The 18,648-nt window shown below is 71.9% G+C and carries 13 protein-coding genes; 11 read left to right on the top strand and 2 right to left on the bottom strand.

Annotated features, from left to right (window positions below):
* The first annotated feature begins 11 nt into the window (after nucleotides 1-11).
* From TU30_RS22930 to TU30_RS34460, 3 genes are all read left to right on the top strand, one after another.
* Complete coding sequence (locus TU30_RS22930; protein ID WP_042173025.1) at nucleotides 12-914, top strand: ADP-ribosylglycohydrolase family protein; 903 nt, start codon at nucleotides 12-14, stop codon at nucleotides 912-914.
* Nucleotides 915-1,724: 810 nt separating this feature from the next.
* Nucleotides 1,725-2,426 (top strand): ribonuclease HII, encoded by a 702-nt coding sequence (locus TU30_RS22925; protein ID WP_042173136.1) that lies wholly within the window; start codon nucleotides 1,725-1,727, stop codon nucleotides 2,424-2,426.
* Nucleotides 2,427-2,494: 68 nt separating this feature from the next.
* Nucleotides 2,495-3,124 carry a hypothetical protein gene (locus tag TU30_RS34460; RefSeq protein ID WP_078878450.1) on the top strand — a complete coding sequence of 210 codons (630 nt, stop codon included), beginning with the start codon at nucleotides 2,495-2,497 and terminating at the stop codon, nucleotides 3,122-3,124.
* 104 nt (nucleotides 3,125-3,228) lie between these two features.
* Here the strand turns inward: TU30_RS34460 and TU30_RS22915 are convergent, their stop codons facing one another.
* On the bottom strand, nucleotides 3,229-3,843 hold the full coding sequence (locus TU30_RS22915) for a hypothetical protein (protein ID WP_042173019.1): 615 nt from the start codon (nucleotides 3,841-3,843) through the stop codon (nucleotides 3,229-3,231).
* A gap of 375 nt (nucleotides 3,844-4,218) precedes the next feature.
* Between TU30_RS22915 and TU30_RS22910 the strand changes: the two genes are divergently transcribed.
* The 7 genes from TU30_RS22910 to TU30_RS22880 all read left to right on the top strand — a co-directional run bounded on the left by TU30_RS22910 (nucleotide 4,219) and on the right by TU30_RS22880 (nucleotide 15,601).
* Complete coding sequence (locus tag TU30_RS22910) at nucleotides 4,219-6,378, top strand: RecQ family ATP-dependent DNA helicase (RefSeq protein ID WP_042173016.1); 2,160 nt, start codon at nucleotides 4,219-4,221, stop codon at nucleotides 6,376-6,378.
* A 293-nt stretch (nucleotides 6,379-6,671) separates the two neighbouring features.
* Nucleotides 6,672-8,417 carry a DUF4192 domain-containing protein gene (locus TU30_RS22905; protein ID WP_042173014.1) on the top strand — a complete coding sequence of 582 codons (1,746 nt, stop codon included), beginning with the start codon at nucleotides 6,672-6,674 and terminating at the stop codon, nucleotides 8,415-8,417.
* Nucleotides 8,418-8,613: 196 nt separating this feature from the next.
* Nucleotides 8,614-9,372: an NUDIX domain-containing protein gene (locus TU30_RS22900; RefSeq protein ID WP_042173012.1), complete on the top strand. Its 759-nt coding sequence runs from the start codon at nucleotides 8,614-8,616 to the stop codon at nucleotides 9,370-9,372.
* A 220-nt stretch (nucleotides 9,373-9,592) separates the two neighbouring features.
* On the top strand, nucleotides 9,593-11,497 hold the full coding sequence (locus tag TU30_RS22895; protein WP_042173134.1) for an ATP-binding cassette domain-containing protein: 1,905 nt from the start codon (nucleotides 9,593-9,595) through the stop codon (nucleotides 11,495-11,497).
* A 163-nt stretch (nucleotides 11,498-11,660) separates the two neighbouring features.
* A complete protein-coding gene (locus tag TU30_RS22890; protein ID WP_078878449.1) occupies nucleotides 11,661-12,545 on the top strand; it encodes a FadR/GntR family transcriptional regulator in 885 nt (294 codons plus the stop codon).
* A gap of 428 nt (nucleotides 12,546-12,973) precedes the next feature.
* A complete protein-coding gene (locus tag TU30_RS22885) occupies nucleotides 12,974-14,518 on the top strand; it encodes an RNA polymerase sigma factor (protein ID WP_042173133.1) in 1,545 nt (514 codons plus the stop codon).
* A 210-nt stretch (nucleotides 14,519-14,728) separates the two neighbouring features.
* Entirely contained in the window at nucleotides 14,729-15,601 is an 873-nt protein-coding gene (locus TU30_RS22880; RefSeq protein WP_042173008.1) for a trypsin-like serine protease, read from the top strand.
* 222 nt (nucleotides 15,602-15,823) lie between these two features.
* Here the strand turns inward: TU30_RS22880 and TU30_RS22875 are convergent, their stop codons facing one another.
* Nucleotides 15,824-16,054, bottom strand: coding sequence for a hypothetical protein (locus tag TU30_RS22875; protein ID WP_042173005.1), 231 nt, complete (start codon nucleotides 16,052-16,054; stop codon nucleotides 15,824-15,826).
* A gap of 441 nt (nucleotides 16,055-16,495) precedes the next feature.
* Between TU30_RS22875 and TU30_RS22870 the strand changes: the two genes are divergently transcribed.
* On the top strand, nucleotides 16,496-18,619 hold the full coding sequence (locus TU30_RS22870; RefSeq protein ID WP_042173004.1) for a type IIA DNA topoisomerase subunit B: 2,124 nt from the start codon (nucleotides 16,496-16,498) through the stop codon (nucleotides 18,617-18,619).
* Nucleotides 18,620-18,648 lie beyond the last annotated feature (29 nt).

Here is an 18,648-nt window from a genome sequence, read left to right as displayed (position 1 = left end):
GTGGCAGGGCGATGACCGCTGACTCCACCACCGCCGGGCGCCTCGACCGCGCCCTGGCCAGCCTGCGCGGACTGTCCGTGGGGGACGCGCTGGGCTCACAGTTCTTCGTCCCGGTGAACTATCCGCTGCTCATGCGCCGTGAGCTGCCTCCGGGCTCCTGGCAGTGGACGGACGACACGGAGATGGCCTGCTCGGTCGTCGCCGTCCTCGCCGACCACCGGCGGATCGACCAGGACGCCCTCGCGCAGTCCTTCGCCCGGCGCCATGACTTCGACCGTGGCTACGGGCCCGCGGTCAACCGGCTGCTGCGGCTGGTCCGCGAAGGCGGTGACTGGCGCGAGCTCGCCGCCGGACTCTTCGACGGCCGGGGTTCCTGGGGCAACGGCGCCGCGATGCGCATCGCGCCCCTGGGCGCCTGGTACGCGGACGATCCGGAGCAGGCGGTCCACCAGGCCGAGATCTCGGCCTACCCCACCCACCAGCACCGCGAGGCCGTGGTCGGCGCGATGGCCGTCGCCGCGGCGGCCGCACTCGCCGCCGCCCCCGGCGGGCCACCCGGGCCCGAAGCACTGCTCGACGGGGTCGTCGCGCTGGTGCCCGGGAGGAGTGCGGTCGGTGCGGGACTGCGCCGGGCCCGGGACATGTTCGACTACGGCGACGCGGCCACCGTCGCCGCCGTACTGGGGTGCGGACGGCGGACGACGGCCCACGACACCGTGCCTTTCGCGCTGTGGTCGGCCGCCCGGGCCCTGGGCGACTACGAAGAGGCCTTCTGGACCACGGCCCAGGTCGGCGGGGACGTCGACACCACCTGTGCCATCGTGGGCGGGGTGATCGCGGCGGGGAAGGTCGGGGCACCGCCCGCCGGGTGGGCCGAGCGGGTCGAGGCGCTCCCGAACTGGATGCCGGTGTAGCTCCGGCAGGCCCGGTCGTGCGGGCGAGACGTGGACGCGGGAGCTTCCGGAACCCTCCGTGCGGCATGGGAACCCTCCGTGACCGGCTGCCCGTTGTCGGGACGTCAGCCGTGTGGGACATGGGGCCCGGGACGAGGCGGCGGCCGTACGAGTCCGAGTCCTGCCGGCGGTGATCGTGAACGAGCGGTTCACCGTGCTGCTCCCGGTACTGCCCGGTTCCGCGATCGCGGTCCTGACAGGCGCGGGGCGGTCCGGCGTTCTGTGGCCCCGGCCTGCCGGGGTCGGCCAAAGAGGCGCCGGGCCGCCCCGCCCGGGGCCGGGCCCTCGCCGGCCCGGCGGAGACCCTTCGACGCGGCGCCGGACGTGGGCAGTGTGCGCGCGACCCGCCGACCCCGTGCCCGCGAGGGCGTGCCGCGATGTCCTCCCGGCCGGGTCCCGCCCGGCGCCCGTTCGTTCACAGCAGGCGACTCCGTGCGGACCGAGCGGTTTCGTGCCGTGTCTTCGAAGGAGGCGTGGAGTCGGCCGTCACGATGCTCCGAGAAGTGATCGGGCGGCGAACCGGGCGCGGAGAGGCGCGTACCGATGGGGCGAACGGCAGCGTCTTCGACGCCGCCCCGGCGATGACGGTGTACCGGTCCGAGGTGTGCGGAAGTGAAGGGGCGGACGTCGACGTGGAAGGAGACGACCGACCTGCCGACGGTTCTGCCGCTACGGCCGGCAGGCCCCTGGGCCGAGGCCGCCGGCGCTCCGGCACCGCTCGGGGAACCTGGGTGTCGCGGGCCGTTCCGAGCGGCGTAGGCTATGGGCGCCATGCCGTACGAACCACCCACTCACGCTGTCGAGCGCTCCCTCCGCGCCACGACCGGGGCGAAGACCGTCGCAGGTGTCGACGAGGTGGGGCGCGGCGCCTGGGCCGGCCCCGTCACCGTCTGCGCGGCGGTCACCGGACTGCGCCGTCCCCCCGAGGGTCTCACCGACTCCAAGCTCCTCACCGTCAAGCGGCGGGACGCACTCGACCGGACGCTGCGGGACTGGGTGACGTCGTACGCCCTGGGCCACGCGTCCCACGAGGAGATCGACCGGCTGGGGATGACGGCCGCGCTGCGGCTGGCGGCGGTGCGCGCGCTCGAAGGGCTGCCGGTGCGTCCCGACGCGGTGATACTCGACGGCAAGCACGACTATCTCGGGGCGCCCTGGCGGGTCCGCACCGTGGTCAAGGGTGACCAATCGTGCGTGGCGGTCGCGGCGGCCTCGGTGATCGCCAAGGTGCACCGCGACAAAATGATGGCCGAACTGGGTGCCGAGCATGCAGACTTCGGTTTTGCGGACAACGCGGGGTATCCGTCACCCGTGCACAGGGCCGCGCTGGAGGTCCGGGGCCCCACCCCCTACCACCGGCTGTCGTGGGCGTATCTTGATGCGCTGCCCCAGTGGCGGCATCTCAAGAAGGTCCGCAGCTGGGCGGATGGAAGCGTTCCGGCGATCGAGGGGCAGCTCGGCTTCGATTTCTGACGATTCCGTTCGCACTCATGTGCCACCCGACGGCGCGAGCCGTACCAGTGTTTGATAAAAATCAGCCCATGCCTCTCATTCCCGAGGAGCCTCAGATTCACGAGAGTGCCCAGGGTCCCCGCGCCACTCCGGCCAGCGGCCGTACCGCGCCGACCCCCCGCCCCGTACCCGGTCCCCGTCCCGCCGCACCGCCGCGACCCGGTCGGCCCGGCCCGGTCCGGCCCGCGCCTTCGGCGCAACGCACGCCGCGTGATGCCCCTGCGGCGGCCGACCCCGTCCCTTCGAAACCGACCGTTCCGGCTGTGGCCGGCGTCCAGGTCCAGCTGATCCCGGCACCCGTCCAGGGGGCGCTCGACGCCGCCGAGGAAGCAGTGGACCTGCTGCTGGACTCCGGCCGAGCCCCGGGCGACGTGCTGGTGATCACCACCGGCGAGCCGCACCCGTGGGCCACCCACGAACTCTCCTTCGGTGAGGCCTCCTACTGGGCCCTGCACGCCGCCGCCGACGACGTCTTCTACACGGACGCCGCTGTCGCGGACCGTGCCGGAGCACGCCCCGTGGTCGTGGTCGCCGTCAACGGGGGGCCCGAGCCGGTGACCGCGTCGGCCCTGGCCGTGGCGCGCACCAAGGCCACCACCCTGCTGATCGTCTGCGGTGACCCGCAGCGGATCAACTCGGTGACGGCGACCGGCGTCTGAGGTGACGTCATGGCGCCCGTCCGTACGGGCGCCATGCGGCCGCCGTTCCGCCGTGCGGGCAGTGGCGGCGGAGGAGCCCTGGTTCCCGGGCGTCCGGCGGGCCCTCAGCGCGCTGCCGCGCGGCGCAGGACGTCGGACGCGACGCCGCCGGTGCGCGGTGTGCGCGGCGGCGCCTCGGCCGTGGCGAACGGTTCCGGCGCGGAGCCGGTGCTGGGCCGACGCCCGCCGCGGCCCTCACCGAGCACCTGCCAGCCGTCACGGGTCAGCGTGATGTACGCCCCGCAGCGCAGCCCGTGCAGCGTGCAGGCGTCCCGCAGTCCCCACATCCACGCGCCGTCCTCCTCCGTCCAGCGTGCGTCGCCGTCACGGCAGTGGAGCAGGACAGCGGTACGCACCGGTGTACGGCGCCGCAGGTCGTGCGGGACGACCCGGCGCAGTTGGGACAGGAGCGCGTTGCGGAACATCCAGCCGTCGGCCGGGGCGGGGCGGCGGGTGAACGAAGCGCTCGCCCGTATCCGCTCGTCCTGGTCGAGTACGGCGACGATCGCGGTCGCCGGCCCCGGGTGGTGCCGGGCGTGCAGGCCGCTGACGACCTCACGCGGGTTGCGCAGCAGCGGGATTCCCGCGGCAGCCCACTCCGCGGGTTCGAGCAGGCGAGTGGCGGAAGCGGCGGGTGTGGACAGCGATGCCGCCGAGGACGGAGCGAATCCGAAGGTCACGGTCCTCCCTTCGGCTACGCCCGGACGACGGGCGGGGTCGGATTCAGGGGAGCGCGCACGCAACGGAACCCAACCTGGGCGGCGGACGAGCCGTGCGGGTGCGGACCTCAATTCTTCCTGTCGAACCAGGATGCGGCAACGAGCAATCGTGCGGGCCGACCGGTATCGGACGATTGGGTGTTTATATCCCTGCCCTGCGTGCCGACGGGGCACACATGCGGCGCTCGATCCCGCCGTGCAGGTATGTGACGTACGGGGCCGGTGACCTGTGGCCGGTTTCGAGGAGGCCGGGGCGCGCGGTGCGCGGTGCGTCGTCACGAGGTGAACGCAGGGGTGAGGTGGCCGACTGTCGTAGCCATCGGGTTGCATGGGGGCATGGACACCCTGGAGCTGCGCACCGAAGCCGACGTCATCCTCGCCGAGCTCGTCGGCGACCCCGAAGGCTCGGCACGGTTGCGGGAGGACCAGTGGCAGGCCGTGGCGGCCCTGGTGGAGGAACGCCGGCGCGCCCTGGTGGTGCAGCGCACCGGCTGGGGCAAGTCGGCGGTCTACTTCGTCGCCACCGCTCTGCTGCGCCGGCGTGGCTCCGGCCCCACGGTGATCGTCTCGCCGCTGCTGGCGCTGATGCGCAACCAGGTCGAGTCGGCGGCGCGGGCCGGCATCCGGGCGCGCACCATCAACTCGGCCAACCCCGAGGAGTGGGACACGATCTACGAGGAGGTCGAGCACGGCGAGACCGACGTTCTCCTCGTCAGCCCGGAACGCCTCAATTCCGTGGACTTCCGCGAGCAGGTGCTGCCCAAGCTCGCGGCCACGACCGGTCTGCTGGTGGTCGACGAAGCGCACTGCATCTCCGACTGGGGCCATGACTTCCGCCCCGACTACCGCCGGCTGCGTGCCATGCTCGCCGACCTCGCCCCCGGTGTACCGGTGCTGGCCACCACCGCGACCGCCAACGCGCGCGTCACCGCGGACGTGGCCGAGCAACTGGGCACCGGCGCCGGCGAGGCCCTGGTCCTGCGCGGCCCTCTGGAACGGGAGAGCCTGCGGCTGGGCGTGGTCCGGCTGCCGGACGCCGCGCACCGCCTGGCCTGGCTCGCCGAGCACCTGGACGAGCTGCCGGGCTCCGGGATCATCTACACGCTGACCGTCGCGGCGGCCGAGGAGGCCACCGCCCACCTGCGGCAGCGTGGCTTCCAGGTGGCCTCGTACACCGGGCGCACGGAGAACGCCGACCGGCTGCAGGCCGAGGCCGACCTGCTGGGCAACCGGGTCAAGGCGCTGGTCGCGACCTCGGCGCTGGGAATGGGCTTCGACAAACCGGACCTGGGCTTCGTGCTGCACCTGGGCTCCCCGTCCTCGCCGATCGCCTACTACCAGCAGGTCGGCCGGGCGGGCCGGGGTGTGGCCCACGCCGACGTGCTGTTGCTGCCGGGCAAGGAGGACGAGGCCATCTGGCGCTACTTCGCCGACACCGCCTTCCCGCCCGAGGAGCAGGTCCGGCAGACGCTCTCGGTTCTGGCCGAGGCGGGACGTCCCTTGTCCGTGCCGGCCCTGGAGGCCCGGGTCGACCTCCGGCGCACCCGCCTGGAGACCATGCTCAAGGTGCTCGACGTGGACGGCGCGGTCAAGCGGGTCAAGGGCGGCTGGATCTCCACCGGCGAACCGTGGGCCTACGACTCCGAGCGGTACGCCTGGGTCGCGCGGCAGCGGGCCGCCGAGCAGCAGGCCATGCGCGACTACGTGAGCACGGACCGGTGCCGGATGGAGTTCCTGCGACGGCAGCTGGACGACGAAGGAGCGGTCCCGTGCGGCCGCTGCGACAACTGCGTGGGGCCCTGGGCCGATCCCTCCGTCTCGGCCGAGACCCTGACGGCGGCGGCGAAGGAACTGGACCGCCCGGGAGTGGAGGTCGAGCCGCGCCGGATGTGGCCGACGGGGATGCCGGCCCTGGGCATCGAGCTCAAGGGGCGCGTCCCGGCAGGAGAACAGTGCTCCACCGGACGCGCCCTGGGCCGGCTCTCGGACATCGGCTGGGGCAACCGGCTGCGCCCGCTGCTGGCCGAGAACGCGCCCGACGGGCCGGTCCCCGACGACGTCCTGCGGGCCGCGGTGGAGGTCCTCGCGGACTGGGCACGTTCTCCGGGCGGCTGGGCGACGGACGGCCCGGACGCCTCCGCCCGGCCGGTGGGAGTCGTCGCCGTGCCGTCCCTCACGCGTCCGCAGCTGGTCGGTTCCCTCGCCCAGGGCATCGCGACCGTCGGCCGCCTGCCCCTGCTCGGCACCCTGGCGTACACCGCGCCGGACGGCGCCCACGCACCACGCCGCAGCAACTCCGCCCAACGTCTGAAGACGCTGTCCGGTGCCTTCGCCGTCCCCGACGGGCTGGCGGGTGCCCTGGCGCACGCGCAGGGGCCTGTCCTGTTGGTGGACGACTACACGGACTCCGGCTGGACCCTCGCTGTCGCCGCCCGCCTGCTCCGCAGGGCGGGAGGCGCACAGGTCCTTCCCCTGGTCCTTGCCGCGGCAGGCTGAGCGTCCGTCGCCGGGCCGGACCGATCCGGTCTCCGGGACTCCCGCGCGGACCCCGGCCGAGGAGTTCGTCCTCGAGTTCGCCGACGGCGTCCTGCGTGCCCGCGGCGATCCGAAGAGCTCCGGGAAACTGCTCGGTCGCCCCTCGTCCCGGGAGCGGAGACGCTCGTGTGATGGTGTGGCAATCGGACCACAGAGAGATGGTAAGTACAGGTCACACGGGGTGCGTGACGTGTCCCTGAAAGGAGTTGTCCACAGGGTGAGCGGATCTTCCCGATCCGAGCGATCGTCCTTTCATGACGAACAGCAACGAAACGAACGGATCACCCGAAAACGGTGATGTCGCCGGCCGGGAGCGGGACAAGCGCGCCGGCCTTCCGGGATGCCATGACAACGACCGCGGCGCCGGAATCCCGGGGCCGGGAACCCGCAGGAACGGGGGCACGCACGCAGGGCGCGCGCCGGACATCGCCTGTACCGCCTACGGCAGCCACGGCGGCGAACAGCAGGTCACGCTGCGCACCCCCGCCGAACTCGCCGACGCCCTTCCCTATCTGCTCGGCTACCACCCCGAGGACAGCATCGTCCTGGTCGCCCTGTACGACAAGGACGGGCGTGGCAGGTTCGGCGGCCGGGCCAGGCTCGGCATCCCCGCCCACCGGGACGACTGGCCCGCCGCTGCCCGCCAGCTGGCCCAAGGGCTGGTCACGGGCAGCGAGCGCCGAGGCGCCAAGCCCGAGCAGATGGTCGTCTTCCTCTGCCAGGAACCGGGGGACCGCGAGCCCGGACGGCAGGTCAAGGAACGGCTGGGCCCGCTCGCTCACGCGCTGCGCCTGGAGTGCGGTGCCCTCGACGTCCCCGTGGTGGAGGCCCTGTGCCTCTCGGGCGGCCGCTTCTGGTCGTACTGCTGCGACGACGAGGGGTGCTGTCCCGAGGCCGGGACGCCGATGGGGCTGCCGGGCACCTCGGTGCTGGCCGCCGCCGCGACCTACGCCGGACTCCAGGTCCGGGGCACGCTGCGTGAACTGCGGGCGAGGTTCCTCCCGTGGGAGAACGCCGCCGCCCTCGACCAGGAAACCGCTCTGGACGCCGCCCACCGGACGCTGGTCCCCAGGATTCTCGACGCGGAGGGACGGAACGAGGTCGCCCGGCAGACGCTGGAACTGGCCGAGCGTGTCATGGGCAGGCTGGCCTGCACCCCGCCCGTGTCCGGCACGCTCCCGGCGGACCTGCGGGACGACGAAGCGCTCCGGCACGACGAGGCCGCCACGCTGATCCTCGGTCTGCAGGACCGCACGACCCGGGACCGGGCGGCGGAGTGGATGGAGGGTGAAGAGGCAGGCCCCGCCCTCCGCCTGTGGCGGGCGCTGGCCCGCCGCTGCGTCGGATCGTACGGCGAACACGCCGCGGCGCCCCTGACGCTCGCCGGGTGGGTCGCCTGGTCCGTCGGTGACGAACTGGAGGCCAGGGAAGCGCTGGCCATGGCCCTGGGTGCCGATCCCGACTATCTCTTCGCCCGTCTTCTGCACCAGGCCTGCAACGAGGGCCTCGACCCGGAATCGATCCGCCGCTGCCTGCGCCCGGAACGCGACGGCCACGGGCAGGCGGACGGCGACGGCCCGGCGTCCACCGGCGCGGAGGACGAGAATCCGGACGGCCGGAATCCGGGCAACGAAGATCCGGAAAATGGAGAGCCCGTTGACGGAGAGCCTGCTGACGGAGAGCCCGGTGCGGCGGGAGGGTCCACCCCCTCCGGGCCCGCAATTGCCCTGGTCCGGGAAGCGCGTTCGCGCCGCCGACGCCGCGAGCGTGTCTTTGGTGCGGGTGCGGGTGCGGGTGCAGGCGGCAGTTCGCCGCGTCGGGGGCGGACGGAAGGCAGTCGCCCGAATGTACGGATTCCGCATCCCCGTACGACGGTGGGGGGCGCGCGTCCGGACGGGGCGCGTTCCGGTGCCGAGAGGCCGGGTGCTGTACGCCGTCGCCCCGCAGCCCCGCGGGGACGCACGCAGATCCGGAGTCAAGGCGGTGCCGGGGAGGAGTGACCGGGCGGGAGGGGAGGTGACCACCGGTCGGGCGAAGGGGGCGACGCCGGCACACAGGCGCCCCCGGAGCCCGTCCCGCAGGTGAGTTGACCGTCGCCGACCCGCGGCGGGAGCAGTACCGGGCCGAAGTCGATCAGCCGTCGACGTCGTCGGTGAAGGGAGTGTTTATCGTCAGGCAGACGACTATGATCGCCGCATGTCCTACGACCCGTCAGCCTTTCCGCCCTTTGCCGTCACCGTGGACCTGGTCGTGCTGACTGTGCGCCGTCACGCCCTGTGTGCGCTGGCGGTGCGCAGGGGGGAACCGCCGTTTCAGGGGTGCTGGGCGCTTCCCGGCGGATTCGTCCGGGCCGACGAGGACCTGGCGCGGGCGGCGGCACGTGAGCTGGCGGAGGAAACCGGACTGAGCGTGCACGACCCCGCCGTCCCCGCCCAGGCCGGCGGGGCGCACCTGGAACAGCTCGCCACCTACGGCGATCCCGAGCGCGACCCCCGGATGAGGGTCGTCAGCGTCGCGCACCTCGCTCTCGCCCCCGACCTGCCCGCACCCCGGGCGGGCGGCGACGCCAGCAACGCGTGCTGGGCCCAGGTCGGGGAACTGCTGCAACAGGCGGGCCACGGCAGGGAGGGCGAGCCGGTGGCGCCGCTCGCCTTCGACCACGCGCAGATCCTGGCGGACGGGGTGGAGCGGGCCCGCTCCAAGATCGAGTACTCGTCACTGGCCACGGCCTTCTGTCCGCCCGAGTTCACGGTCGGCGAACTGCGCCGTGTCTACGAGGCCGTGTGGGGTGTGGCCCTGGACCCGCGCAACTTCCACCGCAAGGTGACGGGGACGCCGGGCTTTCTCGTGCCGACGGGTGGCACGACCACCCGGCAGGGCGGCCGTCCCGCCCAGCTCTTCCGGGCCGGCGGAGCCACCCTGCTCAATCCGCCGATGCTGCGTCCCGAGGTGTGACCGCACCGGACCGAACGGCCTGGGCGGCGGGAGCGGGTGAGGGTGCGCAGGTGACTGCAGGGGCATCCGGCCCGGGCGGGGGCGGGGGCGGGGGCGGGGGCGGAGGTGGAGGTGGGGACGGGGCGGGTCGTGGGCGCGGGCCCCGTGCGGCTGGACTGCCCGTGGCCGACGGGCCTTGCGGTGCCCGAAAAATCCGATATGACGCGCTATCTTGCTGTGGGTGATCCAGGCCATCGGACTGACCAGCAACCCGCGCAAAGAGCTTCCGCCCGCTGTCGACAACGTGTCCTTCGACGCGCACGCAGGTCGCGTCACGATGCTGCTCGGAGCACCGGGCGCGGGCAAGACGACGGCGCTCAGACTCATGCTCGAACTCCAGCCGGGCCGTGGCATCACCTACTTCAGAGGCCGCCCACTGCACCGCATCGGCCATCCGTCCCGCGAAGTCGGCGTACTGCTGGGCGAGGTACCGGGCCACCCCGCACGCACCGTCCGCGGACACATCCGCATGCTGTGTGCCGCGGCGGGAGTTCCGGTGCGGCGCGGGGACGAAGTCCTGGAGGCCGTCGGGCTCGTGAGTCTGCGGGACGAACGCCTCGGCACCCTCTCGCGGGGTATGGACCGGCGCCTCGGGCTTGCCTGCGCGCTGTTGGCGGACCCGCACACCCTCGTGCTCGACGAACCCGCGCACGGACTGTCCGCCGGCGACAGTCGCTGGCTGCACGGCATGCTCCGGGCCTACGCGGCCCAGGGCGGCACCGTTCTGAGTACAACGGCCGACCCCAAGGAGGCGGCGCGCACCGCGGACCGGGTGGTCACCCTCGTCCAGGGCCGGCTCGTGGCCGATCAGCCGGCCGCGGACTTCTCGCGCACCCGGCTGCGTCCCCGCGTCGCCGTCCGCACCCCGCACGCAGCCCGGCTTTCCGCGCTGCTCACCAAGGAGGCCCGTACCGCCCGGCGTTCAGTGGAGGTGGCCGAGGACGGCGGCAACCGCATCTCCGTCTATGGCAGTACCTGCGCGGACGTCGGCGAGATCGCCTTCCGGCACGGCATCGTCGTCCACCAACTCGCTGACGAGATCGGGGACATGGGCCCAGGCACGGGTGCCTCGTCCCATGCCGGGAAGCCGGTCGCCCCGGACGGCGGAACGTCCTCCGCCGCGGCGCCGTCCACCGCGGCGTCGGCCCTTGCCGCCGCTCCCGACGCCGGACATCCCGGTGACTCCGCCGACTCCCGTCCCGCCGACTCCGCACCCGCCGGTTCCCCGCTCTCCGGCCTCCGCGCCGGAGGTGAGGCCCGGGTGTCGGAGTCCGGGTCCACGGCGGGGCTGCCGCCTCCCCTCTCCGTCCGCCCCGCTCCCCGTCCCCTCCGCCCTCTGCGCTACGAGATCCGCCGGGCCACCGGCGTCGGGACCGGGTTCCTCGTCGGGGCGGCCGTGCTCGTGGTGTCCGCGCTCACCGCCGTGCTGCTGGCCCGGATCGGGCACACCCCGCAACCGCGCCTGCTGGCCGCGTGGCCCAGGGAGCTGCCCCTGCCACCCGCGGCACTCGGGGCGGGGCTGCTCGGGGCGCTGGCCTTCGGTGACGAGTTCCGTCACCCCGCCCTGGCGGCGGACCGGGGCGGTGTGCCCCGGCGGCTGGGGCTGCTGACCGCCAAACTCCTCGTCGCCTCGGTCTCCGCCCTCGTGCTGGCCGTCCTGACGATCGGGTGCGATGCCGAGCTGCTCTACCTCGTCTACGGACGGGAGCTGGTCGAGATCCCCGCCGACCGGCTTTCGCTCGCAGCGAGTTGGCTCGGACTCGTGATCGGGTGCGCGTGGGCGGGCGTGCTGGCCGCGGGGCTCTTCCGGTCGACCGCCGCCGGTCTCGCCGCGGTCCTCGCCGTACCCCTCGTCGTCGTGCCCCTCATGCGCAGGCTGGTGGAGGGGGCGTCGGTGGAGACCGTGGCCGGGGTGCCTCTGCGGATGCGTGAGGTGTTCCTGCTCCACTGGCCCTTCGGGGGCGAACGGTATCTGGAGGGGATGCTGCGGATGGTGGCCCAACCGGTGGGCGGCGCAATGGCGTTGTCCCTCGCGGTGCTGCTCTGTGCGTATCTGCTCGCCTTCTTGCGGAACAGGGTCCGATGACGACCGGGCGCGCCCCGATCGGTCCGTCACTGCCGACAACTCCCCGGAGGGAGCCCGCTTCTTTCCGATAAGGCGTCAATTGCGACGGGGTGAGCGATCACCCTTTCGTGTGCTTTTCACCAAACTCCTCAAGGGAGTTGGGAGCCACGCCGACAAAAGATGCGTGAGTACCCTTGCGCACACCATGATGACCACCGCCCGCTCCGCAGACTCCGGCCTCACGGGTCCGGGCGAACTCGACCGCTACCCCTACGCCGACGCGCCCGTCGGCGGCCGCGCCGGGGCCCCTGTCTGGGACGCCGATCCCGAGCTGGGCCGTGCGGGGCGCCGCAGCGCGGGCAGCCGCGGCCGCGGGCTGCACGGCCAACTCGTCCAGCAGCTGGGTCAGATGATCGTTTCGGGGGATCTGGGCGCCGACCGCCCTCTGGTTCCCGAGGAGATCGGCCAGCGCTTCGAGGTCTCCCGCACCGTCGTCCGTGAGTCGCTCCGCGTCCTGGAGGCCAAAGGCCTGGTCAGTGCCCGGCCCAATGTCGGCACGCGGGTCCGCCCGGTCAGCGACTGGAACCTTCTCGACCAGGACATCATCGAGTGGCGGGCCTTCGGGCCGCAGCGTGACGACCAGCGCCGTGAGCTCAGCGAGCTGCGCTGGACGATCGAGCCGCTGGCCGCCCGGCTCGCCGCCGGGCACGGGCGCGAGGACGTCCAGCAGCGCCTGTCCGACATGGTGGAGATCATGGGCCACGCCATGGGGCAGGGGGACGCGCTGACCTTCGCCCGCGCCGACTCCGAGTTCCATTCGCTGCTGATCCAGGTCGCCGGCAACCGCATGCTGGAGCACCTCTCCGGGATCGTGTCCGCCGCACTGCAGGTTTCGGGCGGACCGGTCGCGGGCTGTGAGCGGCCGAACGAGGCGTCGCTCGGGCACCACGCCCGGATCGTCGACGCGCTCGCCGGCGGCGACGGCGCGGCGGCCGAGGCTGCCATGCGCCAGTTGCTGACGGTCCACCCCGAGGTCGAGCGGGTGGTGCCCGCCCCGCGCGAGCGCTGACCGCCTTCCGCGAGCGGCCCGGCCGGGTCTGCCGCCCCCTCCTGTGGCACCGTCCGGCCGGTGGGCCGCCCGCTGTAGGACCCCGCGGGATCACCTTCGATCCCGCGGGGTCCTACAGTGATGAGGGGGCCGTAGGGTCCGGCACGGTGCCGCTGTCACCCCCGAGTGACCGCCTTTGTCCCGATCTGATCGATTCTGGATCCTTACGGGGTGTGACTCGGGCCACGCGGATTGGACGTAACGCTCCTGGAAAGAACGCGATGACCTAAGAGGTGACAGTCGCGGAGGGAATACGGACGCCGTTCACGGCGCTGTTGCATCTCCCCGGCCCCCGCCCGCATCGTCGGCCCATCCCCAAGCCGGCGGTCGGCTCCTGTCCGTCGTGGACGGGGCCGGAAGCCGTTTTTCAACGTCCCGAGAGGTTGTTCGTGTCGGCCAGCACATCCCGTACGCTCCCGCCGGAGATCGCCGAATCCGTCTCTGTCATGGCGCTCATCGAGCGGGGAAAGGCTGAGGGGCAGATCGCCGGCGATGACGTGCGTCGGGCCTTCGAAGCTGACCAGATTCCGGCCACTCAGTGGAAGAACGTACTGCGCAGCCTCAATCAGATCCTCGAGGAAGAGGGTGTGACGCTGATGGTCAGTGCCGCGGAGCCGAAGCGCACCCGAAAGAGCGTCGCAGCGAAGAGTCCCGCCAAGCGCACGGCGACCAAGACGGTCGCGGCGAAGGCGACGACCACGCGGAAGGCCAGCGCCGCCGCGTCGGCCGCGCCCGCCGCGTCGGCCGCGCCCGCCGCGGACGCCGTCGCCGAAGAGGAGGCACCCGCCAGGAAGGCGGCTGCCAAGAAGACCACCGCGAAGAAGGCGACCGCCAAGAAGACGGTGGTGAAGAAGACGGCCGCCAAGAAGACCGCGGCCAAGAAGGACGACGCCGAGGCGCCCGACGAGGAGACCGTCGAGGAGGTCAAGGCGACGGACGAGCCGGAGGGCACGGAGAACGCCGGTTTCGTCCTCTCCGACGAGGACGAGGACGACGCGCCCGCCCAGCAGGTCGCCGCCGCCGGTGCCACCGCCGACCCGGTCAAGGACTACCTCAAGCAGATCGGCAAGGTGCCCCTGCTCAACGCCGAGCAGGAGGTCGAGCTCGCCAAGCGGATCGAAGCCGGTCTGTTCGCCGAGGACAAGCTGGCCAACTCCGACAAGCTGGCGCCGAAGCTCAAGCGCGAGCTGGAAATCATCGCCGAGGACGGGCGCCGCGCCAAGAACCACCTCCTGGAGGCCAACCTCCGTCTGGTGGTCTCCCTGGCCAAGCGCTACACGGGCCGCGGCATGCTCTTCCTGGACCTCATCCAGGAGGGCAACCTCGGTCTGATCCGCGCGGTGGAGAAGTTCGACTACACCAAGGGCTACAAGTTCTCCACCTACGCCACCTGGTGGATCCGTCAGGCGATCACCCGCGCGATGGCCGACCAGGCCCGCACCATCCGCATCCCGGTGCACATGGTCGAGGTCATCAACAAGCTCGCGCGTGTGCAGCGCCAGATGCTCCAGGACCTGGGCCGCGAGCCCACCCCGGAGGAGCTGGCCAAGGAACTCGACATGACCCCGGAGAAGGTCATCGAGGTCCAGAAGTACGGTCGCGAGCCCATCTCCCTGCACACCCCGCTGGGCGAGGACGGCGACAGCGAGTTCGGTGACCTCATCGAGGACTCCGAGGCAGTCGTCCCGGCAGACGCGGTCAGCTTCACGCTCCTGCAGGAGCAGCTGCACTCCGTCCTGGACACCCTCTCCGAGCGCGAGGCGGGCGTCGTCTCCATGCGCTTCGGTCTCACCGACGGTCAGCCGAAGACCCTCGACGAGATCGGCAAGGTGTACGGCGTCACGCGCGAGCGGATCCGCCAGATCGAGTCCAAGACCATGTCGAAGCTGCGTCACCCCTCGCGCTCCCAGGTCCTGCGCGACTACCTCGACTAGGAACAGCGAGCACGACGGCGGGCACGACAGCCCCGCACGCCGGCCACAGGCCCGGTCCCGTTCTCGGGGCCGGGCCTGTGGCCCTTGCTGCGGTCCGGTGCTGTCCGGCACGGTCCGCCGGGTAGCACCGGGTGCCGGTCCGCGGGTGCGGTGCGGGACGAGGTGGACCACTCTGGGTGTCCCATCGACGCCCCAGTGTGAGGAGAGCGCATGTGTCGTCGCCTGGCCCGGCTCCTGGCCCGGCCACTGGTTCTCGCCGCCGCCACGACCGCGATACCCCTGGCCGGGGCCGCTCCGGCGGCTCCGGCGGTCGCGGACCGCATCGTCGTCGGCGGTTTCCCGGTCGATGTGGCCCAGAGCCCGTGGACCGTGGCGCTGTCCAGTCGTGACCGGTTCGGGGGTACCCGGGCGGGACAGTTCTGCGGAGGTGTCGCCGTCGGCCGGACCACCGTGCTCACTGCCGCCCACTGCATGGACCAGGAGGTCCTGGGGGCGCGTCCGGACCGGGTGCCCGACCTCAGAGTGATCTCGGGCCGTACAGACCTGCTCTCGGAGCAGGGCGAGGAGATAGCGGTGCGTGAGACCTGGGTGAACCCGGGCTACGACCCGGTCAGCAACTCCGGCGACTTCGCCGTGCTCACCCTGGCCGCGCCGCTGCCCTCCGGCTCGGTGATCGGCATGGCCGGTGCGGGTGATCCCGGGTACCTGGCCGACACCCCCGCGACCGTCTACGGCTGGGGGGACACCACGGGCTCCGGGACCTACGCCGGCAGCCTGCACGCGGCACGGGTGCGTGTGCTGCGCGACACCGTGTGCGAGGCCGCCTACCCGGGCGGAGCCGAGGGCGAGTACCGCGCCGGGACGATGCTGTGCGCCGGTGAGCAGGCCGGCGGGCCGGACGCCTGCCAGGGGGACAGCGGCGGACCGCTGGTGGCCGGGGGGAGGCTGATCGGCCTGGTGTCCTGGGGCAGCGGATGCGGCTGGGCGGACTCTCCCGGGGTCTACACGCGTGTGTCCGAGGTCGTGCGAACGCTCGACGGGTCTGTGGCCCACCGGGCCGGAAAGGCGCCGGACGGCGCCTGAAGGTGCCTGGCAGGCCCCGAGCGGGCCTCCCGGGGCCTTCCGGAGGCCCCTGTGGCCTCCGGGCGCCCGGGGAGCTCCGGTGGGGGGCGGGAGCGCGCGGGACGACGGGAACGAGCGCACGAGGAAGGGGCGGCTGTCTCCGCAGCGGAGGCAGCCGCCCCTCTCGCCGGCCTGTGCCGGATTGGCTCGTCGTCGTACGCGAGGTGTCAGAGAGTCACCGTGTCAGCGCTCTTCCTCGACGGCGGGGGGCGCCGGGGAGGTGAGCCGTTCGCTCTCGTCCTGTATCTCGGCGGCGATCTTCTTGAGTTCCGGCTCGAACTTGCGGCCGTGGTGGGCGCAGAAGAGCAGTTCTCCGCCGCTCAGCAGGACGACGCGCAGGTATGCCTGGGCGCCGCAGCGGTCGCAGCGATCGGCGGCCGTCAGTGGGCTCGCGGGGGTCAGAACAGTAGTCACGTCGCCTCTTCTCTAGCTCGACGAGCTGTCGTACCAGGGTCAACATCCAACCAGCCCCAAAACGTTCCCGCTCGTGGCTTCTCTTCGAAAAAATCTTTCCGAAGTGGCTGGGTGCTGCCGGTTGGCGGCGAATGTGCCGTATCGCGTGTCTCTGTGTCGTACGGATTCGCGTGGTATCGGTGGTCGGCCCTCCCGGCTGGGTTGCCGGTTTGTTCTTGAGGACGTGCCCGGAGCCTAAATGGTTCATGCCTGGAAGGGAACGTGATGTGTGCTTCACTCCATCGAGGGATCGAACAGGTATACGACTCTGGACTAGTCTAGGTTTCAGACGAGGGTGGCGTGACAACGGCTCTACCAGGCCTCGGTACCCTCTCACCGGTGACAAGTGACGTGCCCTTACCCATGAGGGCCCCATCTGAAATTCAGCGAGGAGCGAACCGCGTGACCGCCGAGACGTCCGTGCCGTCCACAGCGCTGCTGGCAGGAGCAGACCGGGACGGTTCCAACTACACCGCTCGGCACCTGCTCGTCCTCGAGGGGCTCGAGGCCGTGCGGAAGCGCCCCGGGATGTACATCGGGTCGACCGACAGCCGCGGTCTGATGCACTGCCTCTGGGAGATCATCGACAACTCGGTGGACGAGGCCCTCGGGGGCCACTGCGACCACATCGATGTGCTCCTCCACGACGACGGCTCGGTGGAGGTCCGGGACAACGGCCGGGGCATCCCGGTCGACGTCGAACCCAAGACCGGCCTCTCCGGTGTCGAGGTCGTCATGACCAAGCTGCACGCCGGCGGCAAGTTCGGCGGCGGTTCGTACGCCGCCTCCGGCGGCCTGCACGGCGTCGGCGCGTCCGTGGTCAACGCGCTCTCCGCACGGCTGGACGTCGAGGTGGACCGCGGTGGGCACACCCACGCGATCAGCTTCCGCCGCGGTGTCCCCGGCGCCTTCGCCGCCCTGGGCCCGGACGCGAAGTTCGAGGCCGGGAGCGGACTGCGCAGGACGAAGAAGATCCCGAAGACCCGCAGCGGCACGCGCGTGCGTTACTGGGCCGACCGCCAGATCTTCCTCAAGGACGCCAAGCTGGCCCTGGAGACCCTGCACCAGCGCGCCCGCCAGACCGCGTTCCTGGTGCCCGGCCTGACCATCGTCGTCCGCGACGAGCTCGGGCTCGGCGACGGCGGCAGCAAGGGCGAGGAGTCCTTCCGCTTCGACGGAGGCATCAGCGAGTTCTGCGAGTTCCTGGCCACCGACAAGGCCGTCTGCGACACCCTCCGCTTCACCGGGCAGGGCACCTTCAAGGAGACGGTCCCGGTCCTGGACGAGCACGGCCAGATGACCCCCACCGAGGTGACCCGGGAGCTCGGCGTCGACGTCGCGATGCGCTGGGGGACCGGCTACGACACGACCCTCCGGTCGTTCGTCAACATCATCGCCACCCCCAAGGGGGGCACCCACGTCGCCGGCTTCGAGCAGGCCGTCGCCAAGACGGTGAACGAGGTGCTGCGCACGAAGAAGATGCTGCGCGTGGCCGAGGACGACGTCGTCAAGGACGACACCCTGGAGGGCCTCACGGCGGTCGTCACCGTCCGCCTGGCCGAGCCGCAGTTCGAGGGCCAGACCAAGGAGGTCCTCGGCACCTCGGCGGCCCGCCGCATCGTGAACACGGTGATCTCCCGGGAGCTCAAGGCCTTCCTGACCTCCACCAGGCGCGACGACGCCCAGCAGGCCCGGGTGGTCCTGGAGAAGGTGGTCGCCGCGGCCCGTACGCGCATCGCCGCCCGTCAGCACAAGGACGCCCAGCGCCGCAAGACGGCCCTGGAGTCCTCCTCGCTGCCGGCCAAGCTGGCCGACTGCCGCAGCGACGACGTCGAGCGCAGCGAGCTGTTCATCGTCGAGGGGGACTCCGCCCTCGGCACGGCGAAGCTCGCCCGGAACTCCGAGTTCCAGGCGCTGCTGCCGATCAGGGGCAAGATCCTCAACGTTCAGAAGTCGTCCGTGACGGACATGCTGAAGAACGCGGAGTGCGGGGCGATCATCCAGGTCATAGGAGCCGGATCCGGACGGACGTTCGACATCGACACGGCGCGCTACGGCAAGATCATCATGATGACCGACGCGGATGTGGACGGTTCCCACATCCGCACCCTGCTTTTGACGCTGTTCCACCGCTACATGCGGCCCATGGTCGAGTCCGGCCGGGTGTTCGCCGCGGTGCCGCCGCTGCACCGCGTCGAGCTCGTCCAGCCCAAGAAGGGCCAGGACAAGTACGTGTACACGTACTCGGACCGTGAGCTGCGCGACAGGCTGATGGACTTCGAGGCCAGGAACATCCGCTACAAGGACTCGATCCAGCGCTACAAGGGCCTCGGTGAGATGGACGCCGACCAGCTGGCCGAGACGACCATGGACCCGCGCCACCGCACCCTGCGCCGGATCAACCTCACCGACCTGGAGGCCGCCGAGCAGGTCTTCGATCTGCTCATGGGCAACGACGTCGCTCCGCGCAAGGAGTTCATCTCCAGCTCGGCGGCGACACTGGACCGGTCGCGCATCGACGCGTAGGGGTCCCGCGGTCACCTGATGGGGTGAAG

The sequence above is a fragment of the Streptomyces sp. NBRC 110035 genome (assembly GCF_000829695.1).
GTDB lineage: Bacteria > Actinomycetota > Actinomycetes > Streptomycetales > Streptomycetaceae > Streptomyces.
This window is presented reverse-complemented; position numbering and strand designations above follow the sequence as displayed.

Excerpts from the sequence above, each read along its gene's own strand:
- TU30_RS34460 (WP_078878450.1), top strand. The coding sequence starts at position 2,495 with ATGCCTCTCATTCCCGAGGAGCCTCAGATTCACGAGAGTGCCCAGGGT.
- TU30_RS22905 (WP_042173014.1), top strand. The coding sequence starts at position 6,672 with ATGACGAACAGCAACGAAACGAACGGATCACCCGAAAACGGTGATGTC.
- TU30_RS22910 (WP_042173016.1), top strand. The coding sequence starts at position 4,219 with ATGGACACCCTGGAGCTGCGCACCGAAGCCGACGTCATCCTCGCCGAG.
- TU30_RS22930 (WP_042173025.1), top strand. The coding sequence starts at position 12 with ATGACCGCTGACTCCACCACCGCCGGGCGCCTCGACCGCGCCCTGGCC.
- TU30_RS22880 (WP_042173008.1), top strand. The coding sequence starts at position 14,729 with ATGTGTCGTCGCCTGGCCCGGCTCCTGGCCCGGCCACTGGTTCTCGCC.
- TU30_RS22925 (WP_042173136.1), top strand. The coding sequence starts at position 1,725 with ATGCCGTACGAACCACCCACTCACGCTGTCGAGCGCTCCCTCCGCGCC.
- TU30_RS22900 (WP_042173012.1), top strand. The coding sequence starts at position 8,614 with ATGTCCTACGACCCGTCAGCCTTTCCGCCCTTTGCCGTCACCGTGGAC.